Source organism: Pedobacter sp. UYP30 (assembly GCF_040547165.1).
Classification (GTDB): domain Bacteria; phylum Bacteroidota; class Bacteroidia; order Sphingobacteriales; family Sphingobacteriaceae; genus Pedobacter.
In genome coordinates, this window is the sequence record NZ_JBEPPD010000006.1 from 219,091 (window position 1) to 238,587 (window position 19,497).

Genomic DNA, 19,497 nt, shown 5'->3' on the forward strand with positions numbered 1-19,497 from the left:
ATTATCAATTTAACTACTTCACTTTTTCAGGAAAATTTAATTGGCATCATAATGGTAAGCATAGAACGCAATTTGAGTGTTGTATAGACCATCATTGATGTCCGCATCACTTGAAAGATAAACCTGTATCGGAGCATTCTTGTGGCTACATTTATAAACAGGTATCGTACCCGAAACCTGAGTGTTAAATGCATAAAATGCTACAATAGAACTTTCCAGTTGATAACTATATCCGGGAAATGGAGTAGGAGATATGGATGTATTTGGTGAGTAAAAAAATATTTCACTTGGATCTCCCTGGCCGCCAGTAGATTGATCTATAACTTTATATTTATACTGATAAATGGGAACAGCTCCTAGTCGACTTACAGAATTTACACTTGTATAAGCTTTAAAATCTATACCACCGTAGTTCCAACCGAATGGAGTTGCATAACTATTTTGTAGTTGAAAAATATCTTGATATTTATTATTGCCTTTGTGGGAGACTAAGTAAATGGGCATTTTAACTGGCAAAGGGCTTACATTGATAGTATTGTAAACAGTCGATAACATAAAATAATTAGGACTATAGTTCGGCTGCCAATTATTGGCAGCATCTTTATACCTGTATTTAATGCGAATTTGTGAATCCTTTAAGCTTTCAGGAATCGCTATTTTGACAACATTATTTGCGGAAGGCCCACTTGCGGGATCTTCGTTGTAATAAGCTAACCAAGGGCCATCAAATTGCGAGGAAGTTATATTAATTACCTTTAGGTTAGTTTCGATATTATTCAAAACTGCGTAGATAGTCACCTCCATCTGTACATTTTCATAACCAGAAGGAGAGTATGCTCTTGAAGCGCCTATGGTTGCTAAAAACTCGGTAGATCCATTATCATATACCTTTATTTTGCCACTTTGTAGAAAATTTGATCCTACACTAAAAGTAGTTAGTTCGGGATTCGCGAATGCGAAACGTGCCGAACTGCTAAAAATCAATATTAAAAAAAAAAGCTTTCTCATAGTTATTTTGTTTCTTGTGTTAATTTATACTCATTTGCCTTATTATATTCTTCTTGAACTCGCGAATAAGCCTGTCTAACAGGTGTATTTGGAATGGTAAATTCACTTTTATTTACATCAAACGTGACACTGTCTTTTGGAACTCCCAGGCTCCAAGCAAAAAAAGACAAGACTTTTTCATAATCTTTTTTTGTCTCCTTAGTATTTTCAATTTTCGGTGTTTCTACACCATCTTTTTTCTTACAACTTGTAATGGTTGCAGACATTAAAACCCCAACTATTGAGATTTTAAATAGGGACATATTTAAATTTTTCATGAAACAAATGTATTAACTCAGATATTAGGATATCATTACGAAATGATTAAGCATTGATACACAAAAAGGCTAAATTCAAGCTTTACCACCATCAGCTAATATTGTCGTTCTGGTTAAGCATGGCGTGTCAGCTTCTCAAAAAGCCCAGCCTTTATGGGAAAGCCCCTCATTAAAGCTGAAAGAATTTACGACATATTCGAAATTACTAGTAGAACACAAAAAAAAAGCCGAACATCCGTTCGGCTTTTACTAACTATTATCAATGCTAACTATTTTGTAATTTTTGGAGAGGCTAATATTAGGCGCTTTGGCTTTGCCTAACTTTTCCCTAAAGCGCTGTTACTAAAAAGCTGCACCAGTAGTAGCAGCAGAACCACCTTTAACTGTAAAGTTAGGAGCAGTTAAGCTAAAAGGCGAATTTAACAAAGCTGCAGCAGCAGTTTCATCAATTATTGTATTTCCTTTAGAGGTTAAATACTGTTTCAATAAATCTGCACTGGTGAATGAAGGTGTATTACCATCAGCTACAACATCTTTTCCCGCCGTAAAAGACTGATAAATATTGTTTTTTATTAATGATGTACCATCTGTTAAAGCATCGCCAGTTTCTTTATCGCGTATATCAGCACCCCATTTAAAACCAAGAAAAAGCGAGTTGGCCAATATCATTTTCGAACCTCTTCTCCAAAGATTTGCATATTGATGATGCTCATCAACAGCTACATTTCCAGGCCCAATCAAGGTCATGTTCGAAATTAATGGACGAGTTCTTGGACTAGAATCAAAAACTTTCTCTGAGTTATCTGACTCAATACCATTCGACTGGCCTTTCTGATCTGCCAACGCTGGGTCTCTTTGACCAACTAAAAATTGCAATTTACCTGAAAATCCATTGTCAAAATCGAAAACATCATCCACGTTCGCAATCGAAACTAAATGCTTTGCATTTACCGTACCGCCAAACCATTCATAAGAATCATCGCCAGAATAAGAAACTTGCACATAATCTATTGTGGTGCCCGAACCAACCGAACCAAAGGTAATGCCGTTGATTTCGTTGTCGGTAGTGTATGCAATCCCTGGGAATTCTACCCGCACATATTTCAACGTTCCAGAATTATCGGCAGGATCTGTACCGCCATGGTTTCCTTCAGGTTCTGTTAATCCACCTTCTATTAAGCCTTTACCACCGGGGATGTTATTTATCGATTTACCTAAAAGGATAATTCCGCCCCAATCGCCGGGCGCTCTAACCCCAACCGCTTGGTTTGAAGTAAATACAATCGGTTTTGCAGCAGTTCCTTCTGCAATTAATTTACTTCCACGGGTTACAACCAATGTGCCTTTTGAAACTTTATCACCACGAATAACAGTTCCGGCAGGAATGGTTAATGTAACGCCATCCTTTACGTAAACAAAGCCGACCAATTTGTAAACCTTAGTTGCATCGAGCGTTCTGTTTGCATCTATTGTGCCCTGCAAAATTTCAGTTGCATCTGCGTAGACTGTTACTTTAGGTGTAAAATTAGTCCAGCTAGCGGTCCAATCTGTAGAACCAAATGCTCCTTTGTAAGAAACTTTTTCAAAAAATGCATTTGCTAATGTTTCGTTAGAATCTTGTTTTGGTGGATCGATCACGGGAGTAGTCCCCTTTTTACAACTCGAAACTACTGAAGCACCGGCAACTAGAACTGCCAATAAGCTTAAATTTAAATTGTTTTTCATTTTCCTTTTCCTTTTTAATTATTGTTCAAAGATACTTTTGGTATATTAAGCCTAAATAAACTCAATATTAAATAATAGATATTAGTGTTAAAAAATTGTTGAGTTATTTGAATTTATAAGAAAGCGTTAGTGATATGGTAGAACCAAATCTATCGGCAATATTAATGTTGTCGGTATTTTTATCAAAACTTGCATTTGGATCAGAACCTTTAACTTTTTGATAGAAATAAGCCTTATTATTAAATATATCGCTGTAGTTTACTTTTATTTCTCCCCTAGATTTGGCAAATTTTTGTGAAACCTGTAGATCCAGAATATTTCTAGAATATTCGTAAATATCTGGATCTTCTACATTACCAATCGCCCAAATTCGTGGGCCTACCCTATTATACAATAATGTTACACCTGTAGAATTTTCCTTGGCTGAAGCGTAAGATAGGCCTGCATTAATTAGATATGGAGACTGACCTTGTAGTGGTCTTGTGCCCTGAGCGTTAACTAATGTAGAAACTTGGACTTTTGATTTGATGTAGGAACCATTAACATTAAATGTGAAGTTTTTATAATCATCACCTATAAATTTTAATGATTTTCTTAATTCGAGCTCTACTCCATAAACGGTTGCAGATGCAGAGTTTGCATAACTTAACGACCTTCCAGAGTTGCCTACTTGCAAAGTTTGTTCTATAGGAGAATCAAAATACTTGTAGAAGGTTGATATAGAAAAAGTTTCTCCAGAGGCAGGATAGATTGCATAGCCCAAATCTATGTTCGTAGTTTTAGATTGCTTTAAGTCCGCATTACCTCTAACGTTAACATTTTTATTAAAATCGTAAAAAGGAAACGGTGCCAATTCTCTAAACTCTGCTCTGCCTACCGTTTGCGACCCTGATAAGCGTAGGTTTGCCTTGTCGTTTAAATTGTAAATCAAATTTGCTGAAGGGAGTAAATTTGTGGCAGTAGTATCTATGTTTACGGCCTTACCGTTATCTTCACTGGTTAAAGATAATTTATAAGATTCTAGTCTTGCACCAATACCCAACCTTAATTTCTCTGTCAAATACCCATCAAACATCACATAGCCCGCATTTAAAAAAGAGTTGGCCTGATATTCATCTCCCCCATTAGTAATCTCACCCAGTACAAAACCGTTAGGATGAATGTTTTGAGGATCGAAAATCTGATCTTGCGGAAGAGTTAATAATGAGGTATCGAAATTTCCATCTCTAATAAACCCTAATGATCGTGCATTAAAAGATCTTTCGCGATATTGCGAAAAATAGCCTGCCTTAATTTTATTATTATCTTTAAATAAGTCAATAGGAAAAGTTACATTAAATGCACCGCCATAAGCATTTTCAGTCAAAATAGAGGAGAAATTACCAGCAAGACCCAAGTCAACAGACCCTGGTTGAACCGATGCAATGCCATCCTTAGAATAATCCATACGTTTATAGCCAGGTTCCTTTCTATCTGTATTCGCGAAGTTTAAATTCCAGTCTATTTTTATCTTGCTTTCGGTAGAAAGCAAATGTTCGCCTGTTAGTTGACTTGATAGTAATGAACGTTGAAGCAAATAGTCACCGGTTCTAATGAATTCACTACCTGCATCATCTACGCCAGCGCGATACGTAAACTGATTTTCTAAAACCTTGTTATATAAATTCTTTAATGAAATTTTGTTATTTCCCCAAGAATAAGCAAAATTAGCAAGTGCGCCGATACTGGTGTTATAATTGTACATATCATCATGGAAAACATCTTTAAGTGCCTGGCCAGAATAGGCTTTTTGATCACTTGTTTTTAGCCTTTGATCATATCTGTAGGTTAATGACAATACAGTACCGAACTTGGATTGATTTTCGAATATTTTACTAGTCCCATAATTCAATTGAAAATTTGGAGTTAACGTTGATTTACTTGGACTATAGCCCCAGTTATTCTTAAATAATCTAGAAAGCGCAAAAGCCTCACTCGCACCATTTGGCAAGGCACGGTAAACTTTAGCCGACGGGAAACCTGCCGGAATGTTTCTGTCTTTATTATAAAATCCAAAAACCTCATTACCACCTTTTGGCGATGAAAGAAAGTTTTTAAAAGTAGACTGTGTGTTGTACGACGTTCCTAACGAAGCATTAAAAAACGTATTGACGGGAAAATCCTTGGTTGTTATCTGAACAACTCCTCCAGAAAAATCTGCAGGAATATCTGCAGAGGCAGTTTTATTAATCACAATGGCATCTATTAAATTAGATGGGAGAATATCAAACGAGAATGCTCTTTTATCTACCTCTGTATTCGGAAGCACTGAGTTGTTTAACATTGCAGAATTATATCTGTCTGATAATCCACGAACAATAACGAATTTATTATCTTGGATACTTGCTCCACTTACTCTTTTTAAAACCTCAGAAGTATTACGATCCGGACTTTTTTTGATTAATTCTGCCGATATACCGCTCGAAATGCTGATGCTTGATTTTTGAATGGCGTATAGCGTATTAATAGATTCTCTATTTGCGCTTCCAGTAATTACCACTTCGTTCAAATTCTGAGAACTCGCTTCGCTTAGTAAAACATCTAAATTGGTAGAAGTGTTATCTTTTACTTCTATATCTGTAATGTTTTTAGTTGTATAACCTACAAAAGAGGTTTCGATAGTATATTTACCAGATCCCAAACCCGAAATAACATACCTACCCTCAATATCGGTAGAAGTTCCTTTTTTTGTTCCAAAAATTTTAACCGTAACGCCGATTAGAGTTTCTCCCGTTTTTTGATCAGATACTTTACCAGAAATCTTTCCTGTTTGTGCATAACTTTTTAAGCCTGTGCTAATTAGCAGGAAAATAATTGCAAGCAATTTGAGTGTTGTTTTTGTTTTCAATTTGTGTGGTTTTTAAATTCACACAAAAGTATTACGCCAATGTTAGGTGTATGTTACCTAAAAATTAAGGTTAGTTTACGCTAGGGTTAATTTAATGTAAACAATAACCTGCATTACAGTAGTTGAAGGTGGTTAACTAGCAGGTGGATAGGCGCTTTCTCCATTAATGAACAAATGCCTCACTTCTTTAGTTTTAGAACTTGCCTTCTTAACTGGCGTTAACAAAGTCTCAATTCTATTCGGGAGGGTGTGGCTGCGGCACGGAGAATATCGTTGCCAGAATTGAAAGCGCGACCCGAGCGTTGCGCCATGCGGGGAAAGGGTAACGCCGAAATTATAAATAAACCGAGTTCGATAAATGAACAAGTCGTTCATTACATTTAAGATTGTTTCTAAACCGATTTTAACACCCCGCCCTTTGTACCAATGTCATAAAGTTAAGGAAAAATCTACCGAATGGTGTCATCCTGAACTTCCCGAATGGTCGGGACAAGTAGTCGAAGGATAACTATTTTGGAGGTTCTTGAGAGGCCTTAGACAAGCTACCATTGACGTTATTTATAATCAACTAATTATCACAAGATTATGATGTTATCTGGCTTCTATCATTCCTCCATTCAGCCAAAAACGACCTTCGCTAGAGCTGACGCTGTCCTATCCGGACGGGAGCCCTACTTTTTTCTTGACAAAAAAGTAGCAAAAACTCAAGGCTGGCACCTCTTTGGGTAAAAATTCGCCAAGCTGTTTTACATCGATGCTTCGAGGCCTCCGCTTGCTCATAACCTCGCGCGGCTGCGAATCCTCTTCTTAGCTGCAAAGTGTCCGGCTTCTGCAAGCAGCTTCTGGCGTTTTTTCCTCCAAACTGCTGCTAGGCCGGTCGTAGCGAGATGGCTATAGCGCGTTAAAAAACGTCATTTATATTGATTTACATGAAATATATTAAACCTCAGACTGACAGTAATTTAGTTTAACTTTATGACATTACCCTTTGGGTAACCCTCTAAACGAGGGGAATTACCAGCGCCATTCCTCTCTTTGAGTGGTCGTAGACAGGGATGTTAAAACAAGACCTAATATTTCAACCCTAATTTAATGCAGATGAAATGCAGCAGCCAGATGGGGCCGATTAGCAAAAACCTCAAGTCGTCTAAAAATGAAGGCTTTTTACCTTCTATTTTATGGCCAATAAACTGGCCTATCCATGCCACCACAAAAATTACTGCGTAAATGATATATGCGCTGTTGCTTCCCAAACCGACTAAAAGTTCTATTTGTACAATGACGTAACTCATAATACCTATAACCCAAATCATTAAAAAGGCCAAAAGCGGCGACAGCGTGAAGTAATAATAAAGTGTAAAGGCGATCAATATAGATGCCCAATTAAAGAAGCCGTTGTAGCGCCCAATAAATTCTAAATGCGGAAAAGGGATGTTCCAAACCAGTCCCAATAAACTAAAAACAATCAGCGGCACACAAACCCAATGGATCAACTCATTGGTGTGGTTGTTGTGGCTTTCTTCGTATTTATCAAAATAAACATCTACAGGACGCTTAGGTTCGATAATTTTAGGTTGCTTTTTCATAGTTAACTTGATGAAAAATATAAATGGGAAACAATATATTTAAACCATACGCATATGCTAGCACTCTGGTAGTTTATAATAATCTATTACGTTCCTCTTTAAAAGTAAACACAGCGACACCAAAAAGATGCGCTGTGTTTTAATGCTAATTATAAATATTCCTATCTCTTATTTGGCAAATGCAACGGATCTGGTTTCTCTAATTACCGTTACCTTAATTTGGCCTGGATAGGTCATTTCGGTCTGAATTCTCGTTGAAATATCTGCAGCTAAAAGTTCTGCTTGGGCATCTGTAATGCGTTCGCTTTCTACAATTACCCTTAATTCTCTACCCGCCTGTATGGCAAATGTTTTTTCTACACCAGGATAAGAAAGGGCTAAAGCTTCTAAATCTTTTAAGCGTTTAATGTAACTTTCTACCACTTCTCTACGTGCACCTGGTCTAGCGCCAGAAATAGAATCGCATGCCTGCACAATAGGAGAGATCATCGAAGTCATTTCTATTTCGTCATGGTGAGCACCAATGGCATTGCAAATTTCTGGATGTTCTTTATATTTTTCTGCAAGCTGCATGCCTAAAATTGCGTGTGGCAATTCTGGGTTGTCATCTGGCACCTTACCAATATCATGCAATAATCCTGCTCTCTTGGCCATTTTTGCATTTAAGCCAAGTTCTGAAGCCATAGTTGCACAGAAATTTGCAACTTCTCTGCTGTGTTGCAATAAATTTTGTCCGTAAGAAGAACGGTACCGCATACGCCCTACCATCCTAATTAATTCTGGATGCAGGCCGTGTATACCTAAATCTATTACCGTACGCTCGCCAATTTCTACAATCTCATCTTCGATCTGCTTTTTGGTTTTGGCTACAATTTCTTCAATCCTAGCGGGATGAATTCTCCCGTCTGTAACCAAACGGTGCAATGCTAACCGTGCAATCTCTCTCCTAACGGGGTCAAAACCAGAAAGAATAATGGCCTCTGGCGTATCATCTACAATAATTTCTATACCTGTAGCGGCTTCTAACGCTCTAATGTTTCTTCCTTCCCTACCAATAACGCGGCCTTTAATTTCATCACTTTCTATATGAAAAACAGAAACCGAATTTTCAATTGCCATTTCTGTAGCTGTACGCTGAATGGTCTGTATCACCACTTTCTTGGCCTCTTTATTGGCGGTCAGCTTTGCTTCGTCTACAATATCTTTAACCTGCATCATGGCTTGTGTGCGGGCTTCTTGCTTTAAATTTTCTACAAGTTGTTCTTTGGCTGCCTCGGCAGAAAGTCCAGCGATGGTTTCCAACTGTTTTAAATGTTGGTTTTTTAGCACTTCTACTTCTTCTTGCTTCTTTATGGCAACATCTGTTTGTCGTTCTAAATTGGCTTTTTGTTTATCTAATTCTTGTTCCTTTTTATTAAAGTTCTCCATGCGCTGATTCACCGATTGCTCCTTTTGCTTCATGGTGTTCTCGCGCTGGTTAATGGTATTATTCTTTGCGTTTACCTCTTTTTCATGTTCTTGCTTTAAATAAAGGTATTTTTCTTTTGCCTCTAAAAGTTGATTCTTTTTAAGCAACTCTGCATTATTCTCTGCATCTTTTAAAATCTTCTTTACTTTGGTCTGGGCTGCTATTTCTTGCTTCTTAAACAAACCTCTCAGCAGGAATCTTCCCACCAAAACACCAACCACCAGGCCGGCCAATACGTATAAAACTATTTCCATTTTTTGTTTTTAAATAAAAAAACCGCAGGTAATCTTATAAGTTCCATCAATTTAAACCTCAACTAAGCATAGTTAGGATTTAAGCCATTTTCAGGTGCTAAAAGCAGATGAAATACGCCCTCTTAACCCTATAGATATTGAAGTGTTAAGTTTAAAAAATTTGAAACTCAAAAACTAGCTGCGGCTATATTTTTGTACCAATTATCTGTTTGAATGGACAAACGGAACATTACCCTTTAACTAAGGCAATCTATCCAAAATCCAACCAAACTATAAAGAACGAACCTTATTTTGAAAAAAAATCATTTAATAAAACATCCAACTCCTCTACCTTATCGGCCACTGCGGTATCTTGATTTTGCACCTTGTTTTCTGTTCTCAATACCGCTGTTGCGTAATGCAACAATGCCATACTAAGCAGATCTTGTTTATCTCTGACCGCATAATTTTCTTGGTATTCTTTTATGCGCTCATTAATCATCTTCGCCGCCCGCCTCACAATTTCTTCCTCTTCCGTGTTTACCTTAAGCGGATAAATACGATCGGAAATGGTTATTTTAATAGAGATTTCTCCCATTTATTAGCTTAGTTTCTGTTTTGCTTCGCTCACTTATTTTTTAAGCAAAGCGATACTTCTATCAATCTCCCGCACAAAATCGTTAATTTTTTGCTTAATATCAAGAGATTTCTCGTTGTTTCCCTCAATACTTTTAGCCAATTTCAACACCCTCATCTTCTCGTCTAAGTCTTTGCACTTATCCTTGGAGGTGGTAAGCGCAACGTTCAACGATTGATTTTCGAGTTTTAACAAATCATTTTCTTCTTGCAATGCAGCACATAACTCGATTAACCGAGTTGTTTTATCTAAAATGCTTTCTAACTGTATTGCAACCGAGCTCATGAATTTCTTTCTAAAAATACGAATTTAAATCTTATTTCCTAATTTCTGCCCCTGCTTGCTGTTCAAAATTTTTAATCAGGTTTTGCATTACCGCCTCTATCTGGTTATCACTCAGGGTTTGCGCCTCATCTTGTAGGATAAAATAAAGTGCATAAGACTTTTTGCCTTCAGGCAATTTGTTGCCCTCATACACATCAAAAACGCCAACTTCCTTAATAAATTTCTTATCTGTTTTAAAAGCGATGGTTTTTAAACTTTCGAAAGTGATGTTTTTATCTATCAACAAGGAAAGATCTCTTCTAACTTGAGGAAATTTATTAACCTCTTTATTTATAACCTTATTTTTTTTGATGATGTTCAATAAAACATCCCAATCAAAATCTGCATAAAAAACTTCTGCATGTACACCTGCCAATTTCCTATCGCTCTGCGTGGCAGCACCAAGTTTTACCAACATCTGCTGGCCTCTAAAATATTTTAGGCCATATACAAATTCTTCGTCCTCTAATGTGTCTGTTTGATAACTTGCGACGCCCAACCTACTCAACAAACCATCTACCGCTGCTTTTAAATTATAAAATGAGCTTGCCTTACTGTCTTGGTTCCACTGTTCAGTTTCTTTACTCCCGGTTATCAACAACAACAATCGCTGGTTTTCTACATAACCATCGTTTTTTGTCTGATACGTTTTTCCAAACTCGAAAAATTTTAAGTTTGGATTCTTTCTGTTTTGGTTATACGCAACACTTTCTAATGCGGGCATCAAAAGGCTTTGGCGCATCACGCTTAAATCGTTGCTGAGTGGGTTTAAAATATGCACCGCAGCATCTATATTTTTAGAATATGCAGGTTTTGTTAGCGAGTTGCACATAATCTCTGCAAATCCATTCGCACTAAGCAAATCTGCTATGGTATTGTTGGTGTTTTCTTTGTCGGGCTTAATTCCATACCCAAGCGAAGCATTTATTTTGGTTGGAATAGGAATGTTGTTGTACCCGTAAATGCGCAACACTTCTTCTATAACATCAACCTCTCTGGTAACATCTACCTTGTAAGGCGGCACACTTAGGGCTAGTGTTTCTACATCCATTTCCTTTGCGCCAATGCCCAAGGCTACGATTATTTCTTTTATTTCATCTTTAGAAATATCAACGCCAATAAGCTTGTTGATGTTTTGATACTTTACCTCAAATTCGAAATCTTTTATAACCGCTGGATAAATATCTGAAATCGAAGAGGATATTTTGCCTCCTGCGAGTTCCTTTATCAGCATTGCTGCAATTTTTAAGGCATCTACGGTAATATTTGGATCGGCGCCGCGCTCGTACCTAAAAGACGCGTCGGTTTTTAAGCCATGTCTTTTTGATGTTTTGCGTACAGAAACCGAATTGAAATATGCGCTTTCTAGAAAAATAGTTTTTGTATCTGCATCTACGCCAGAAGACTTTCCGCCGAATACGCCAGCGATACACATAGGTTCGTCATTGTTGCAAATCATTAAATCGGCGTCGCTCAATTTTCGCTCTACACCATCTAGGGTTGTAAACAACGTACCTTCGGCCAATTTTTTCACCATCACTTTTCCACTGGTAATTTTAGCAGCATCAAAAGCGTGCAAAGGCTGACCGAAACCATGCAACACAAAATTGGTTACATCTACCACGTTGTTTATCGGACGAAGTCCAATTACCTTAAGCCTATCTTGAAGCCAAGCCGGAGAATCTTGAACTTTTATCCCCGATATGGTAATGCTGCTGTAGCGTGGGCAGGCAGTTGCATCTTCTACTGAAACAGGAATAACTAGCGATTCATCATCAACTTTAAACGTGGAGATGTCGGGCATTTTATGAGCGCTGCGAAAATAAGCACCTAAATCTCTGGCAACGCCTAAGTGCGAAGCGGCATCTGCCCTATTTGGCGTCAAGCCAATCTCAAAAACAAAATCGTCTTCCAAATCGAAAAAATCTTTTGCCAAAACGCCTACTTTTGCATCGGCAGGCAATACCATAATTCCATTGTGAGATTTGCCCAGGCCAATTTCATCTTCAGCACAGATCATTCCGAAGGACACTTCTCCTCTAATTTTGGCCTCTTTAATTTTAAAAGGTTCTCCAGAAAGCGGATAAACGGTACTGCCAACGGGCGCCACCACTACTTTTTGACCAGCAGCAACATTTGGAGCACCGCAAACAATTTGAAAAGGATTTTCGGCGCCTAAATTTACGGTGGTAATATTTAATTTATCAGCATTTGGGTGAGGCACACATGTTAATACCTCGCCAATTACCAAACCCTGCAAACCACCAATAATGGCTTGCACTTTTTCCAAACTTTCTACTTCTAAGCCAATGTCGGTTAAAATGAGTGATAATTCGTTAGCAGTTTTATGTATGGTGATGAATTCTTTTAACCAGTTGTAAGATATTTTCATTTAGTATATGGAGTAGCAAGTATGGAGTAGCAAGTATCAAGACCTAAATCTAGTTGATACTCTATTTTATAAAATGCAAAGATATTGTTTATCGCGCAAAGCGGAAAGTTATACAAGAAATCTTAGTAGAAAACCTATCTAGTGTCTATATGGAGGTTGGACATGATAATTGCACAAGCTCCCGCACCGATTACAAGCAAAATTACAGACGCAATAAGCAACCTTAAACCTAGTTTTGTCGATTGGTTTTTAACAGAGCTCACAATAACGTGTACTAAGCCTACAACAAATAGTAAAACTACGATAACCCAATAAAGTACAAATAATTCCATATTATCAATTAACCACGCTTAAAGCCGCACACGCTCTGCTCCAATTACAACCATAATTACTGAAGCAATAATAAATTGAATTCCAGACTTAATCGGCTTTTTTTGAAACCAATTAATAAAAATGACGATAATACCTGCGATAAAAATCCCTAAAATTGCCACACCATAAAAAAAGAAAAATGCAATCATATCACATATTAGAAATTAATAATGCGCAGGCACCGGCACCAATTACAACCAGCACAACAGATGCTATTATCATCATAACCCCAATTTTAACAGGCTCATTTCTGGTAGATTTGACAATGATGGTAACAATTCCTCCAACAAATAAAGCAACTATTGCCAGCCCGTATAAATACAATAACCCATCCATATCAATTCATCTCTAACTTTTCTCTTATCTCATCAATTTTATTATCCCGATAAAAAATATTCATTGTCTCAAACGGAACCATCTTATATTTATCGCTTACAATGTGAACGCATGATTTTTTAACCGCTCGCACATCAAAATCTAGGGGATCCATAAAATTCATAATGATGATGCGGAAAAGGTTGTCGTAACTCAGGTTATCAGACTGTACCCTGGGCAAACAACACATCAATTCTCCAAAGGTATCTTCGGCACAATCTACAGAAACACCGGTGCTAAACAGATTGATCATGTGCTCTCTAAGCTTTTCATCATGTTCAAAAACGATGGTGTTTTTAGAATTATTAAGTAAATCCTCAGGGTTAATCAAATGCGTCATAGGCACTACTTCATCACCAATCTTTAATGCATAAGCCATACAAAGCGCATCGGGGTTACAAGGTACCGGTATTAAATCTTGAGGTGTAAAAGTTGGGTATTGCTCGTAAATTTTTCTACGCACTTCTGTTAGTGTAATTCTGCCCTGTTGATCATTATAATCGTCGTTTCTGCCAGCAACTTGCGTGGGCTGAAATGTTACCCCTCTAACACAGCGCTGTTTTAAGGCATAATCTAATATATCGCCAAGTTCGTGGTCATTCAAACCTTTTTGTAGCGTTACCACCAATGTGGTAGAAACATTAAACTGGTTTAGGTGATCGATGGCTTTCTTCCGAACTTCTGTTAAATCTTCGCCACGCAACTTGGTTAAAACCTCTGCACTAAAACTATCGAACTGCAAATAAATCTCGAAATCGGGCATGTAGGCAGCCAATTTCTCTACAAACTTTATATCCTTCGCAATTCTAATTCCATTGGTATTTACCATTAAATGTTTAATGGGTTTGGTTTTGGCGATGTCTAAAATTTTAAAGAAATCTGGATGAACGGTTGGTTCGCCACCAGAAAGCTGAACCACATCTGGCTCGCCTTCGTTGGCCACTACCACATCCATCATCCGCTCAATTTCTTCTAATGTTCTATGCCTGCCATAGGTTGGAGACGACATGGCGTAACAAGTTGGACAAGCGAGGTTGCAACGATCTGTTACTTCGATAACTGTAAGACAAGAATGCTGTTCGTGATCGGTACAAAGCCCACAATCGTAAGGGCAGCCATAATGTACCTTGGTATTAAACTTAAGGGGCATTTCTGACTGCTTGTTGTAGTTTCTAATTTGCTTATAATACTCAACGTCGTCGGCAATCATCACTTTACTATCGCCATGCGTTTTACATCTTTTAAGCATAAAAACTTTCTCATCTTGAAAAACGATTTTTGCATCGCAGAGCATTAAACACTCGGGACAAAGACTTTTGGTATAATCGTAATAAATGTAATCTCTGGTATTGGCCATAGGGCAAGTTAGGTAAAAACTCGTTTAAATATCCTGATGATGAACTTATAATAATAGATAAAAATAAATATCGCCGACCAATGGATGCTGCTTAAATTTAAGAATAAAGATTGGTAGGGCTTTAAAAATTCTATAAGAAAACGAAAGAGAAAATAAAGCAACATAAACAATTTAAAACGATCTCCATTAATAAGGTTTTTGTTTTTAAGCGCCCTGAACAGAAGAAAAAGAGCGATCAAGAAAACCATTTCATAAAGCATGATGGGATGTCTCATTAAGCCATCACCCAAATCCATTCCCAAAAATGAAGAAGTAGGAATGCCATAAGTTGGCTCATCAATTCCCATCGAAAAACAGCCAATTCGACCAATAAATAAAGCAACCAAGATGGGAATGACGTAAATATCTCCGGAAGCAATGGTTACGCCGATCATCTTTTTTACTAATTCAACGCCAAATAAACCGACCAACAAACCGCCTATTATGGTTTTACTTTGGTAAAGCACCGCAAAAGTTAGGTGATGCACCACCTCCGGCGTTTCTAATACCGCCACCACCCTCGAGCCAATCAACGCGCCTAGCATTGCACCTAGCAAAATCCACAATCTATTCTCATCAGAAATTGGATCGACAATCCCTTTCTTCAAATAATAGTAAACCCTAATTCCTACAATAAACGCAAGGGTTTCGAACAAGTAATGGTAATGATAGTGTTGCCCAAAAAGCTCGAACTTAAATGGAAACGGAGCGTGTGATTGCAAATTCTTCTATTTAAAAAACAGTTCGACAAATACTGGCAAATGGTCTGAAAAATAACGTTGGTTTTTACTGTCAGACAGCACCGCAAATTTCTCTACCTTAAACCCTTTGTTCACAAAAACATAATCTATTCTATCTTTCAGCGGACTATCAAATTTAAAGTTGTTGAAAGTGCCTTCTGGGCCATAAGGCGGCTCTTTGGAAAGTTCTTTGGCATCGCTTAAAAAAGATTTTATCGTGGCGATTGCTTCCGTTTCTGGCGTCACGTTTAAATCTCCTGTAAAAACAACGGGCAGTTTCGGCGCTATTTCTTGTATTTTTTGTTTGATGAGCTTTGCAGATTCTATCCTAGCTTGCACGCCAATATGATCGTAATGTGTGTTGAAAACCAGGAATTCCTTTTTGTTTAACTTGTCATACAATTTAACCCAAGTGCAAATACGCTCTAAAGCGGCATCCCAACCTTTAGAAGGAACATTTGGCGTAAGCGATAGCCAAAAATGGCCACCATCTTTTTCAACAAACCGATCCTTATCAAAGTAAATGGCAGAAAATTCGCCTTTGCGTTTTCCATCATCGCGGCCAACGCCTTCTGCTTTAAAATTAGAATTTTCTAACAACTGATCAAATTGTAAGGCAAGTGCTTCTTGAACACATAAAATATCTGCGTCGTGAAATTTTACGAGTGCTTTAACATTCTCCTTTCTGTTTGGCCAAGCATTAATTCCATCAGCCGGGTTATTGTACCGAATGTTATAGGTAATAATTTTAATAGGTGTTTGGGCAATTGAGTTAAAGCCAAGCGCTAAAAGCACCATTAAAATAGCAGTATTTTTAATCATTTTGTAGTTGGTTTATATTAGGCATTAAATCAAATCTTCATCTCTATAACTATAATACTTGTTTCCAGCAAAAATAAGATGATCTACAATGTACAAGTAAAGCAATTTACCCGCCTCCACCAAATTTTTTGTCAATCTGTTGTCTGCTTCGCTTGGGGTGAGGTTACCAGAAGGATGGTTATGCGCCAGCACAATGCCAGCTGCATTTTTTTCTAAGGCGATGTGGAATATAATTTTTGGATCGGCCACCGTACCCGCCTGTCCGCCTTTGCTAATTAGGTATTTGCCCAATATGCCATTTGCCCTGTTTAACAGTATAATCCAAAATTCTTCGTGGTTTAAATCTGCAAAAACGTGATTTAGGTAATTAAAAATGTCTTTGGAGCTTGAGATTTTCACAATGTTCTCGGCATCCGTTTCCTTTCTTCTTAAACCTAGTTCCAATGCGGCTATGATAGAGATAGCCTTTGCCTCGCCAATTCCTTTAAAATTAGAAAGATCGGCAATGCTTGCTTTCCCCAATTTGGTTAAGTTATTATCGTAGAAAGATAAAATCCGTTTGCTTAGGTCTACTGCCGATTCTGTAACGTTGCCCGAGCCGATCAATATGGCAACAAGTTCTGCATTGGTTAAATGCCTGCGACCATGCAGTAAAAGCTTTTCTCGTGGCCTGTCTTCTTCTGCCCAAAATTTGATACCTAGTTTTTGCCCGTATTCTTCCATTTTTACAAATAAAAAGCGACGCCAAGGAAAAGGCGTCGCTTCTAATATCGGTAAAAATTTATTAATACGTTCTGCTGTTTTTTCTGAGCCTGCAGAAAACAAGGGGTTGCATCTTAAAAAAACATCTTTCATAAAAAAAAACGCCACAGAGAATATCTGCAGCGTTTCTAATATCGGTAGAAGAATCTTAGCTCAAAGCGTTAACAAACTTTGTTAACTTCGATTTGTTGTTTGCAGCCTTATTTTTGTGGATTACATTTTTCTTAGCTAAACGATCTAGCATAGAAACAACCTTTGGCAAAAGTTCTGATGCAGATTTTTTATCTTCAGAAGCACGCAACCTTTTAATGAAGGTACGAGTGGTTTTTGCCTGATATCTATTACGTAAGCGCTTTGTAGCGTTTGCTCTAATTCTTTTTAATGACGATTTATGGTTTGCCATGCTCTTTAGCCTTTTATTTTATCTTAATTACCCGTTCTTATCGGGGCTGCAAATATATGATTTATGTTTTTAAATTACAAAATCTTTTCAGTTTTTAATTTCAAAGAAATGGTCAAGTTTTTTCGGTTAACACAGCCTTCTTCCTTCGCATGTTTTTTATTTGCCCCATGTGTACTGTCGGAACTGTGTCTCCCAATAATTTGCCCCATGGCTTCAGTCCCTCCACACGGTCGAAAACAATTTTTAAAACGGCTATAAAAGGTATTGATAAAAACATGCCCGAAATACCCCAAAGGGCTGCTCCCATTAAAACAATTACGATGGAAATTAACGCATTTATTTGCACTTTGGACGAAACAATCCTCGGAACCAAAATATTGTTATCAATAAATTGTATCAATGCGTAAGCACCAACAATTAAAAGCTGCGTAGTAAAGCCGTCTTTTGTTAAAGTTGCCATTAACACCGGGAGCGCAATAGCAATTATGCCACCGATGTAAGGTAAAAGATTGAGTATTGCTCCAATTACACCAATTAAAATCGCATTTGGAACGCCAAGAATAAGTAATGCGCTTGAATTTAAAACCGCTACAATAGCAGTTTCTATCAACAAACCGACAATATAACTCTGAATGGCCGACTTGGTTTCGCCAAGTATCTCGGCAACTTTCTTTTTATTTTCTTCTGAAAATACTTCGTATAAAAAATTGAGAATTAGGTTTTTATAAAGCATGATTAAAAACGTATAAACAGGGATCAGAAAAACTACACTGAGCACCGCTAACACGCCGGTTAATGTCTGACCGATCATCGCTTTGCTGTTATTTATGGCATCGTTCAAAATCTGAACCTGTTTTTTTGTTGACAACCCAAATTGATGTCGTAACCAAGTTTGGATGGTATGGAGTAATTCGCCAAATTTCTGCTTTATCGCATCGAAATCATCGAAAAAGTGAGAAACTTGCCAGGATAGGAAATAAATTAATGCTACCAACACAACAATGGCAATAAGCATTGTAAACGCAATAGCAATCACCAAAGGAAATTTCCGTTGAAAGCGATTGCAGAGCGGATTTAATAAAATTGCAATAAGCAATGCAAATGATAAGGGAACCAAAATATCCTGAAGAACATTTAGAATAAAACAAGCAATTATAATCCCCAGTAAAATTATGGGCGCCTTAATGTAAAATGGATATTTCTGTATCATGACAAATTGGAAGAAACAAATATAATTAAGAAAAGTTAAGTTATGCTTTTTGACGACAATTTTAAGAAACTAACTAGCGAATACTTAAGTTAGCGATATAAAAATATTACTTTTGATGAAAACCCCCTATCTAGTGAGAAAGAGAATAGCCATTTTTGCATCGGGTTCTGGTTCTAATGCCCAAAAGCTAATGGAACATTTTAAGCATAGCGATGATGCTGAGGTTTCGTTGGTGCTTACCAATAACGCCGATGCCTACGTACTACAACGTGCAGATAATTTTGAAATTCCGAGCCATATATTCGATAGAAACGAGCTGTACAACACAGAGAATGTGTTGATACTGCTTAAAAATTTGGACATAGACTTTATTGTTTTGGCTGGTTTTTTATGGTTGATGCCAGAAAATATCATCAACACTTATCCCGGTAGGATAATAAATATACACCCTGCTATTTTACCAAAATTTGGCGGCAAAGGCATGTATGGCGATAAGGTGCACCGTGCCGTTTTAGAAGGTAAAGAGAGCGAAGGTGGAATCACCATTCATTACGTGAACAACCAATACGACGAAGGCGAGTACATTTATCAGGCTAAATACAAGATAGAAGCTAACGATACTTTGGAGGTTGTAAAATTTAAAGGCCAACAATTGGAACACCTACATTATCCGCGGGTTGTGGAAAGCTTGGTTAAGAAACTGAAAAAATAAGGCGGTATGCCTTTACAGATGGCTACCATTTACCTAAGTACATGACAAAAATTGTATTATGTTGATATCTAGCTTATTGAATCCAGAGAGCAAACATTCCGAGAGATGATCTAACCCATATCTGAATA

19 protein-coding genes are annotated in these 19,497 nt (G+C 37.5%); 3 read left to right on the top strand and 16 right to left on the bottom strand.

Translation table 11 applies throughout. The features are described 5' to 3' along the window. Positions 1 to 36: 36 nt before the first annotated feature. The 4 genes from ABIB40_RS09575 to ABIB40_RS09590 all read right to left on the bottom strand — a co-directional run bounded on the left by ABIB40_RS09575 (position 37) and on the right by ABIB40_RS09590 (position 5,937). Positions 37 to 1,008: a hypothetical protein gene (locus ABIB40_RS09575; protein ID WP_354358403.1), complete on the bottom strand. Its 972-nt coding sequence runs from the start codon at positions 1,006 to 1,008 to the stop codon at positions 37 to 39. Between the two features lie 2 nt (positions 1,009 to 1,010). Then, complete coding sequence (locus ABIB40_RS09580) at positions 1,011 to 1,325, bottom strand: hypothetical protein (RefSeq protein WP_354358405.1); 315 nt, start codon at positions 1,323 to 1,325, stop codon at positions 1,011 to 1,013. 342 nt (positions 1,326 to 1,667) lie between these two features. Next, complete coding sequence (locus ABIB40_RS09585) at positions 1,668 to 3,050, bottom strand: beta-helix domain-containing protein (protein ID WP_354358407.1); 1,383 nt, start codon at positions 3,048 to 3,050, stop codon at positions 1,668 to 1,670. Between the two features lie 103 nt (positions 3,051 to 3,153). Further along, positions 3,154 to 5,937, bottom strand: a complete 2,784-nt coding sequence (locus ABIB40_RS09590; RefSeq protein WP_354358409.1) for a TonB-dependent receptor — start codon at positions 5,935 to 5,937, stop codon at positions 3,154 to 3,156. 358 nt (positions 5,938 to 6,295) lie between these two features. Here ABIB40_RS09590 and ABIB40_RS09595 point away from each other — a divergent pair, with 358 nt between their 5' ends. Then, entirely contained in the window at positions 6,296 to 6,445 is a 150-nt protein-coding gene (locus ABIB40_RS09595; RefSeq protein ID WP_354358411.1) for a hypothetical protein, read from the top strand. A gap of 562 nt (positions 6,446 to 7,007) precedes the next feature. On the opposite strand, the gene ABIB40_RS09600 is transcribed toward ABIB40_RS09595, so the two are convergent. The 6 genes from ABIB40_RS09600 to ABIB40_RS09625 form a co-directional block, all read right to left on the bottom strand. Continuing rightward, a complete protein-coding gene (locus ABIB40_RS09600; protein ID WP_354358413.1) occupies positions 7,008 to 7,523 on the bottom strand; it encodes an Mpo1 family 2-hydroxy fatty acid dioxygenase in 516 nt (171 codons plus the stop codon). A 168-nt stretch (positions 7,524 to 7,691) separates the two neighbouring features. Then, complete coding sequence (gene rny, locus ABIB40_RS09605) at positions 7,692 to 9,245, bottom strand: ribonuclease Y (protein WP_354358415.1); 1,554 nt, start codon at positions 9,243 to 9,245, stop codon at positions 7,692 to 7,694. Between the two features lie 286 nt (positions 9,246 to 9,531). Further along, positions 9,532 to 9,822, bottom strand: a complete 291-nt coding sequence (locus tag ABIB40_RS09610; RefSeq protein WP_354358417.1) for a cell division protein ZapA — start codon at positions 9,820 to 9,822, stop codon at positions 9,532 to 9,534. 33 nt (positions 9,823 to 9,855) lie between these two features. Beyond that, entirely contained in the window at positions 9,856 to 10,146 is a 291-nt protein-coding gene (locus tag ABIB40_RS09615) for a hypothetical protein (RefSeq protein WP_354358419.1), read from the bottom strand. A gap of 31 nt (positions 10,147 to 10,177) precedes the next feature. Further along, positions 10,178 to 12,577, bottom strand: a complete 2,400-nt coding sequence (gene pheT / locus ABIB40_RS09620) for a phenylalanine--tRNA ligase subunit beta (RefSeq protein WP_354358421.1) — start codon at positions 12,575 to 12,577, stop codon at positions 10,178 to 10,180. 350 nt (positions 12,578 to 12,927) lie between these two features. After that, on the bottom strand, positions 12,928 to 13,098 hold the full coding sequence (locus tag ABIB40_RS09625) for a hypothetical protein (protein WP_354358423.1): 171 nt from the start codon (positions 13,096 to 13,098) through the stop codon (positions 12,928 to 12,930). Between ABIB40_RS09625 and ABIB40_RS09630 the strand changes: the two genes are divergently transcribed. Then, complete coding sequence (locus ABIB40_RS09630) at positions 13,089 to 13,301, top strand: hypothetical protein (protein WP_354358424.1); 213 nt, start codon at positions 13,089 to 13,091, stop codon at positions 13,299 to 13,301. The genes ABIB40_RS09625 and ABIB40_RS09630 overlap by 10 nt on opposite strands. On the opposite strand, the gene ABIB40_RS09635 is transcribed toward ABIB40_RS09630, so the two are convergent. The 6 genes from ABIB40_RS09635 to ABIB40_RS09660 all read right to left on the bottom strand — a co-directional run bounded on the left by ABIB40_RS09635 (position 13,287) and on the right by ABIB40_RS09660 (position 18,657). Next, positions 13,287 to 14,681, bottom strand: coding sequence for a radical SAM protein (locus ABIB40_RS09635; protein WP_354358425.1), 1,395 nt, complete (start codon positions 14,679 to 14,681; stop codon positions 13,287 to 13,289). The genes ABIB40_RS09630 and ABIB40_RS09635 overlap by 15 nt on opposite strands. Positions 14,682 to 14,689: 8 nt before the next feature. Further along, positions 14,690 to 15,442 (bottom strand): prolipoprotein diacylglyceryl transferase, encoded by a 753-nt coding sequence (locus ABIB40_RS09640; protein WP_354358427.1) that lies wholly within the window; start codon positions 15,440 to 15,442, stop codon positions 14,690 to 14,692. Positions 15,443 to 15,448: 6 nt separating this feature from the next. Continuing rightward, positions 15,449 to 16,282, bottom strand: a complete 834-nt coding sequence (locus ABIB40_RS09645; protein WP_354358429.1) for an endonuclease/exonuclease/phosphatase family protein — start codon at positions 16,280 to 16,282, stop codon at positions 15,449 to 15,451. 24 nt (positions 16,283 to 16,306) lie between these two features. Beyond that, complete coding sequence (gene radC / locus ABIB40_RS09650; protein ID WP_354358431.1) at positions 16,307 to 17,005, bottom strand: RadC family protein; 699 nt, start codon at positions 17,003 to 17,005, stop codon at positions 16,307 to 16,309. 187 nt (positions 17,006 to 17,192) lie between these two features. Continuing rightward, positions 17,193 to 17,447: a 30S ribosomal protein S20 gene (gene rpsT, locus ABIB40_RS09655; RefSeq protein WP_354358433.1), complete on the bottom strand. Its 255-nt coding sequence runs from the start codon at positions 17,445 to 17,447 to the stop codon at positions 17,193 to 17,195. A gap of 112 nt (positions 17,448 to 17,559) precedes the next feature. After that, entirely contained in the window at positions 17,560 to 18,657 is a 1,098-nt protein-coding gene (locus tag ABIB40_RS09660) for an AI-2E family transporter (protein WP_354358435.1), read from the bottom strand. Between the two features lie 133 nt (positions 18,658 to 18,790). Between ABIB40_RS09660 and purN the strand changes: the two genes are divergently transcribed. Continuing rightward, entirely contained in the window at positions 18,791 to 19,369 is a 579-nt protein-coding gene (purN, locus tag ABIB40_RS09665) for a phosphoribosylglycinamide formyltransferase (RefSeq protein ID WP_354358439.1), read from the top strand. Positions 19,370 to 19,497: the final 128 nt, after the last annotated feature.

Coding starts and splice junctions, on each gene's coding strand:
- ABIB40_RS09575 (WP_354358403.1), bottom strand. CDS start 1,008: ATGAGAAAGCTTTTTTTTTTAATATTGATTTTTAGCAGTTCGGCACGT.
- ABIB40_RS09580 (WP_354358405.1), bottom strand. CDS start 1,325: ATGAAAAATTTAAATATGTCCCTATTTAAAATCTCAATAGTTGGGGTT.
- ABIB40_RS09585 (WP_354358407.1), bottom strand. CDS start 3,050: ATGAAAAACAATTTAAATTTAAGCTTATTGGCAGTTCTAGTTGCCGGT.
- ABIB40_RS09595 (WP_354358411.1), top strand. CDS start 6,296: ATGAACAAGTCGTTCATTACATTTAAGATTGTTTCTAAACCGATTTTA.
- ABIB40_RS09600 (WP_354358413.1), bottom strand. CDS start 7,523: ATGAAAAAGCAACCTAAAATTATCGAACCTAAGCGTCCTGTAGATGTT.
- rny (WP_354358415.1), bottom strand. CDS start 9,245: ATGGAAATAGTTTTATACGTATTGGCCGGCCTGGTGGTTGGTGTTTTG.
- ABIB40_RS09610 (WP_354358417.1), bottom strand. CDS start 9,822: ATGGGAGAAATCTCTATTAAAATAACCATTTCCGATCGTATTTATCCG.
- ABIB40_RS09615 (WP_354358419.1), bottom strand. CDS start 10,146: ATGAGCTCGGTTGCAATACAGTTAGAAAGCATTTTAGATAAAACAACT.
- pheT (WP_354358421.1), bottom strand. CDS start 12,577: ATGAAAATATCTTACAACTGGTTAAAAGAATTCATCACCATACATAAA.
- ABIB40_RS09630 (WP_354358424.1), top strand. CDS start 13,089: ATGCAATCATATCACATATTAGAAATTAATAATGCGCAGGCACCGGCA.
- ABIB40_RS09625 (WP_354358423.1), bottom strand. CDS start 13,098: ATGATTGCATTTTTCTTTTTTTATGGTGTGGCAATTTTAGGGATTTTT.
- ABIB40_RS09635 (WP_354358425.1), bottom strand. CDS start 14,681: ATGGCCAATACCAGAGATTACATTTATTACGATTATACCAAAAGTCTT.
- ABIB40_RS09645 (WP_354358429.1), bottom strand. CDS start 16,282: ATGATTAAAAATACTGCTATTTTAATGGTGCTTTTAGCGCTTGGCTTT.
- radC (WP_354358431.1), bottom strand. CDS start 17,005: ATGGAAGAATACGGGCAAAAACTAGGTATCAAATTTTGGGCAGAAGAA.
- rpsT (WP_354358433.1), bottom strand. CDS start 17,447: ATGGCAAACCATAAATCGTCATTAAAAAGAATTAGAGCAAACGCTACA.
- ABIB40_RS09660 (WP_354358435.1), bottom strand. CDS start 18,657: ATGATACAGAAATATCCATTTTACATTAAGGCGCCCATAATTTTACTG.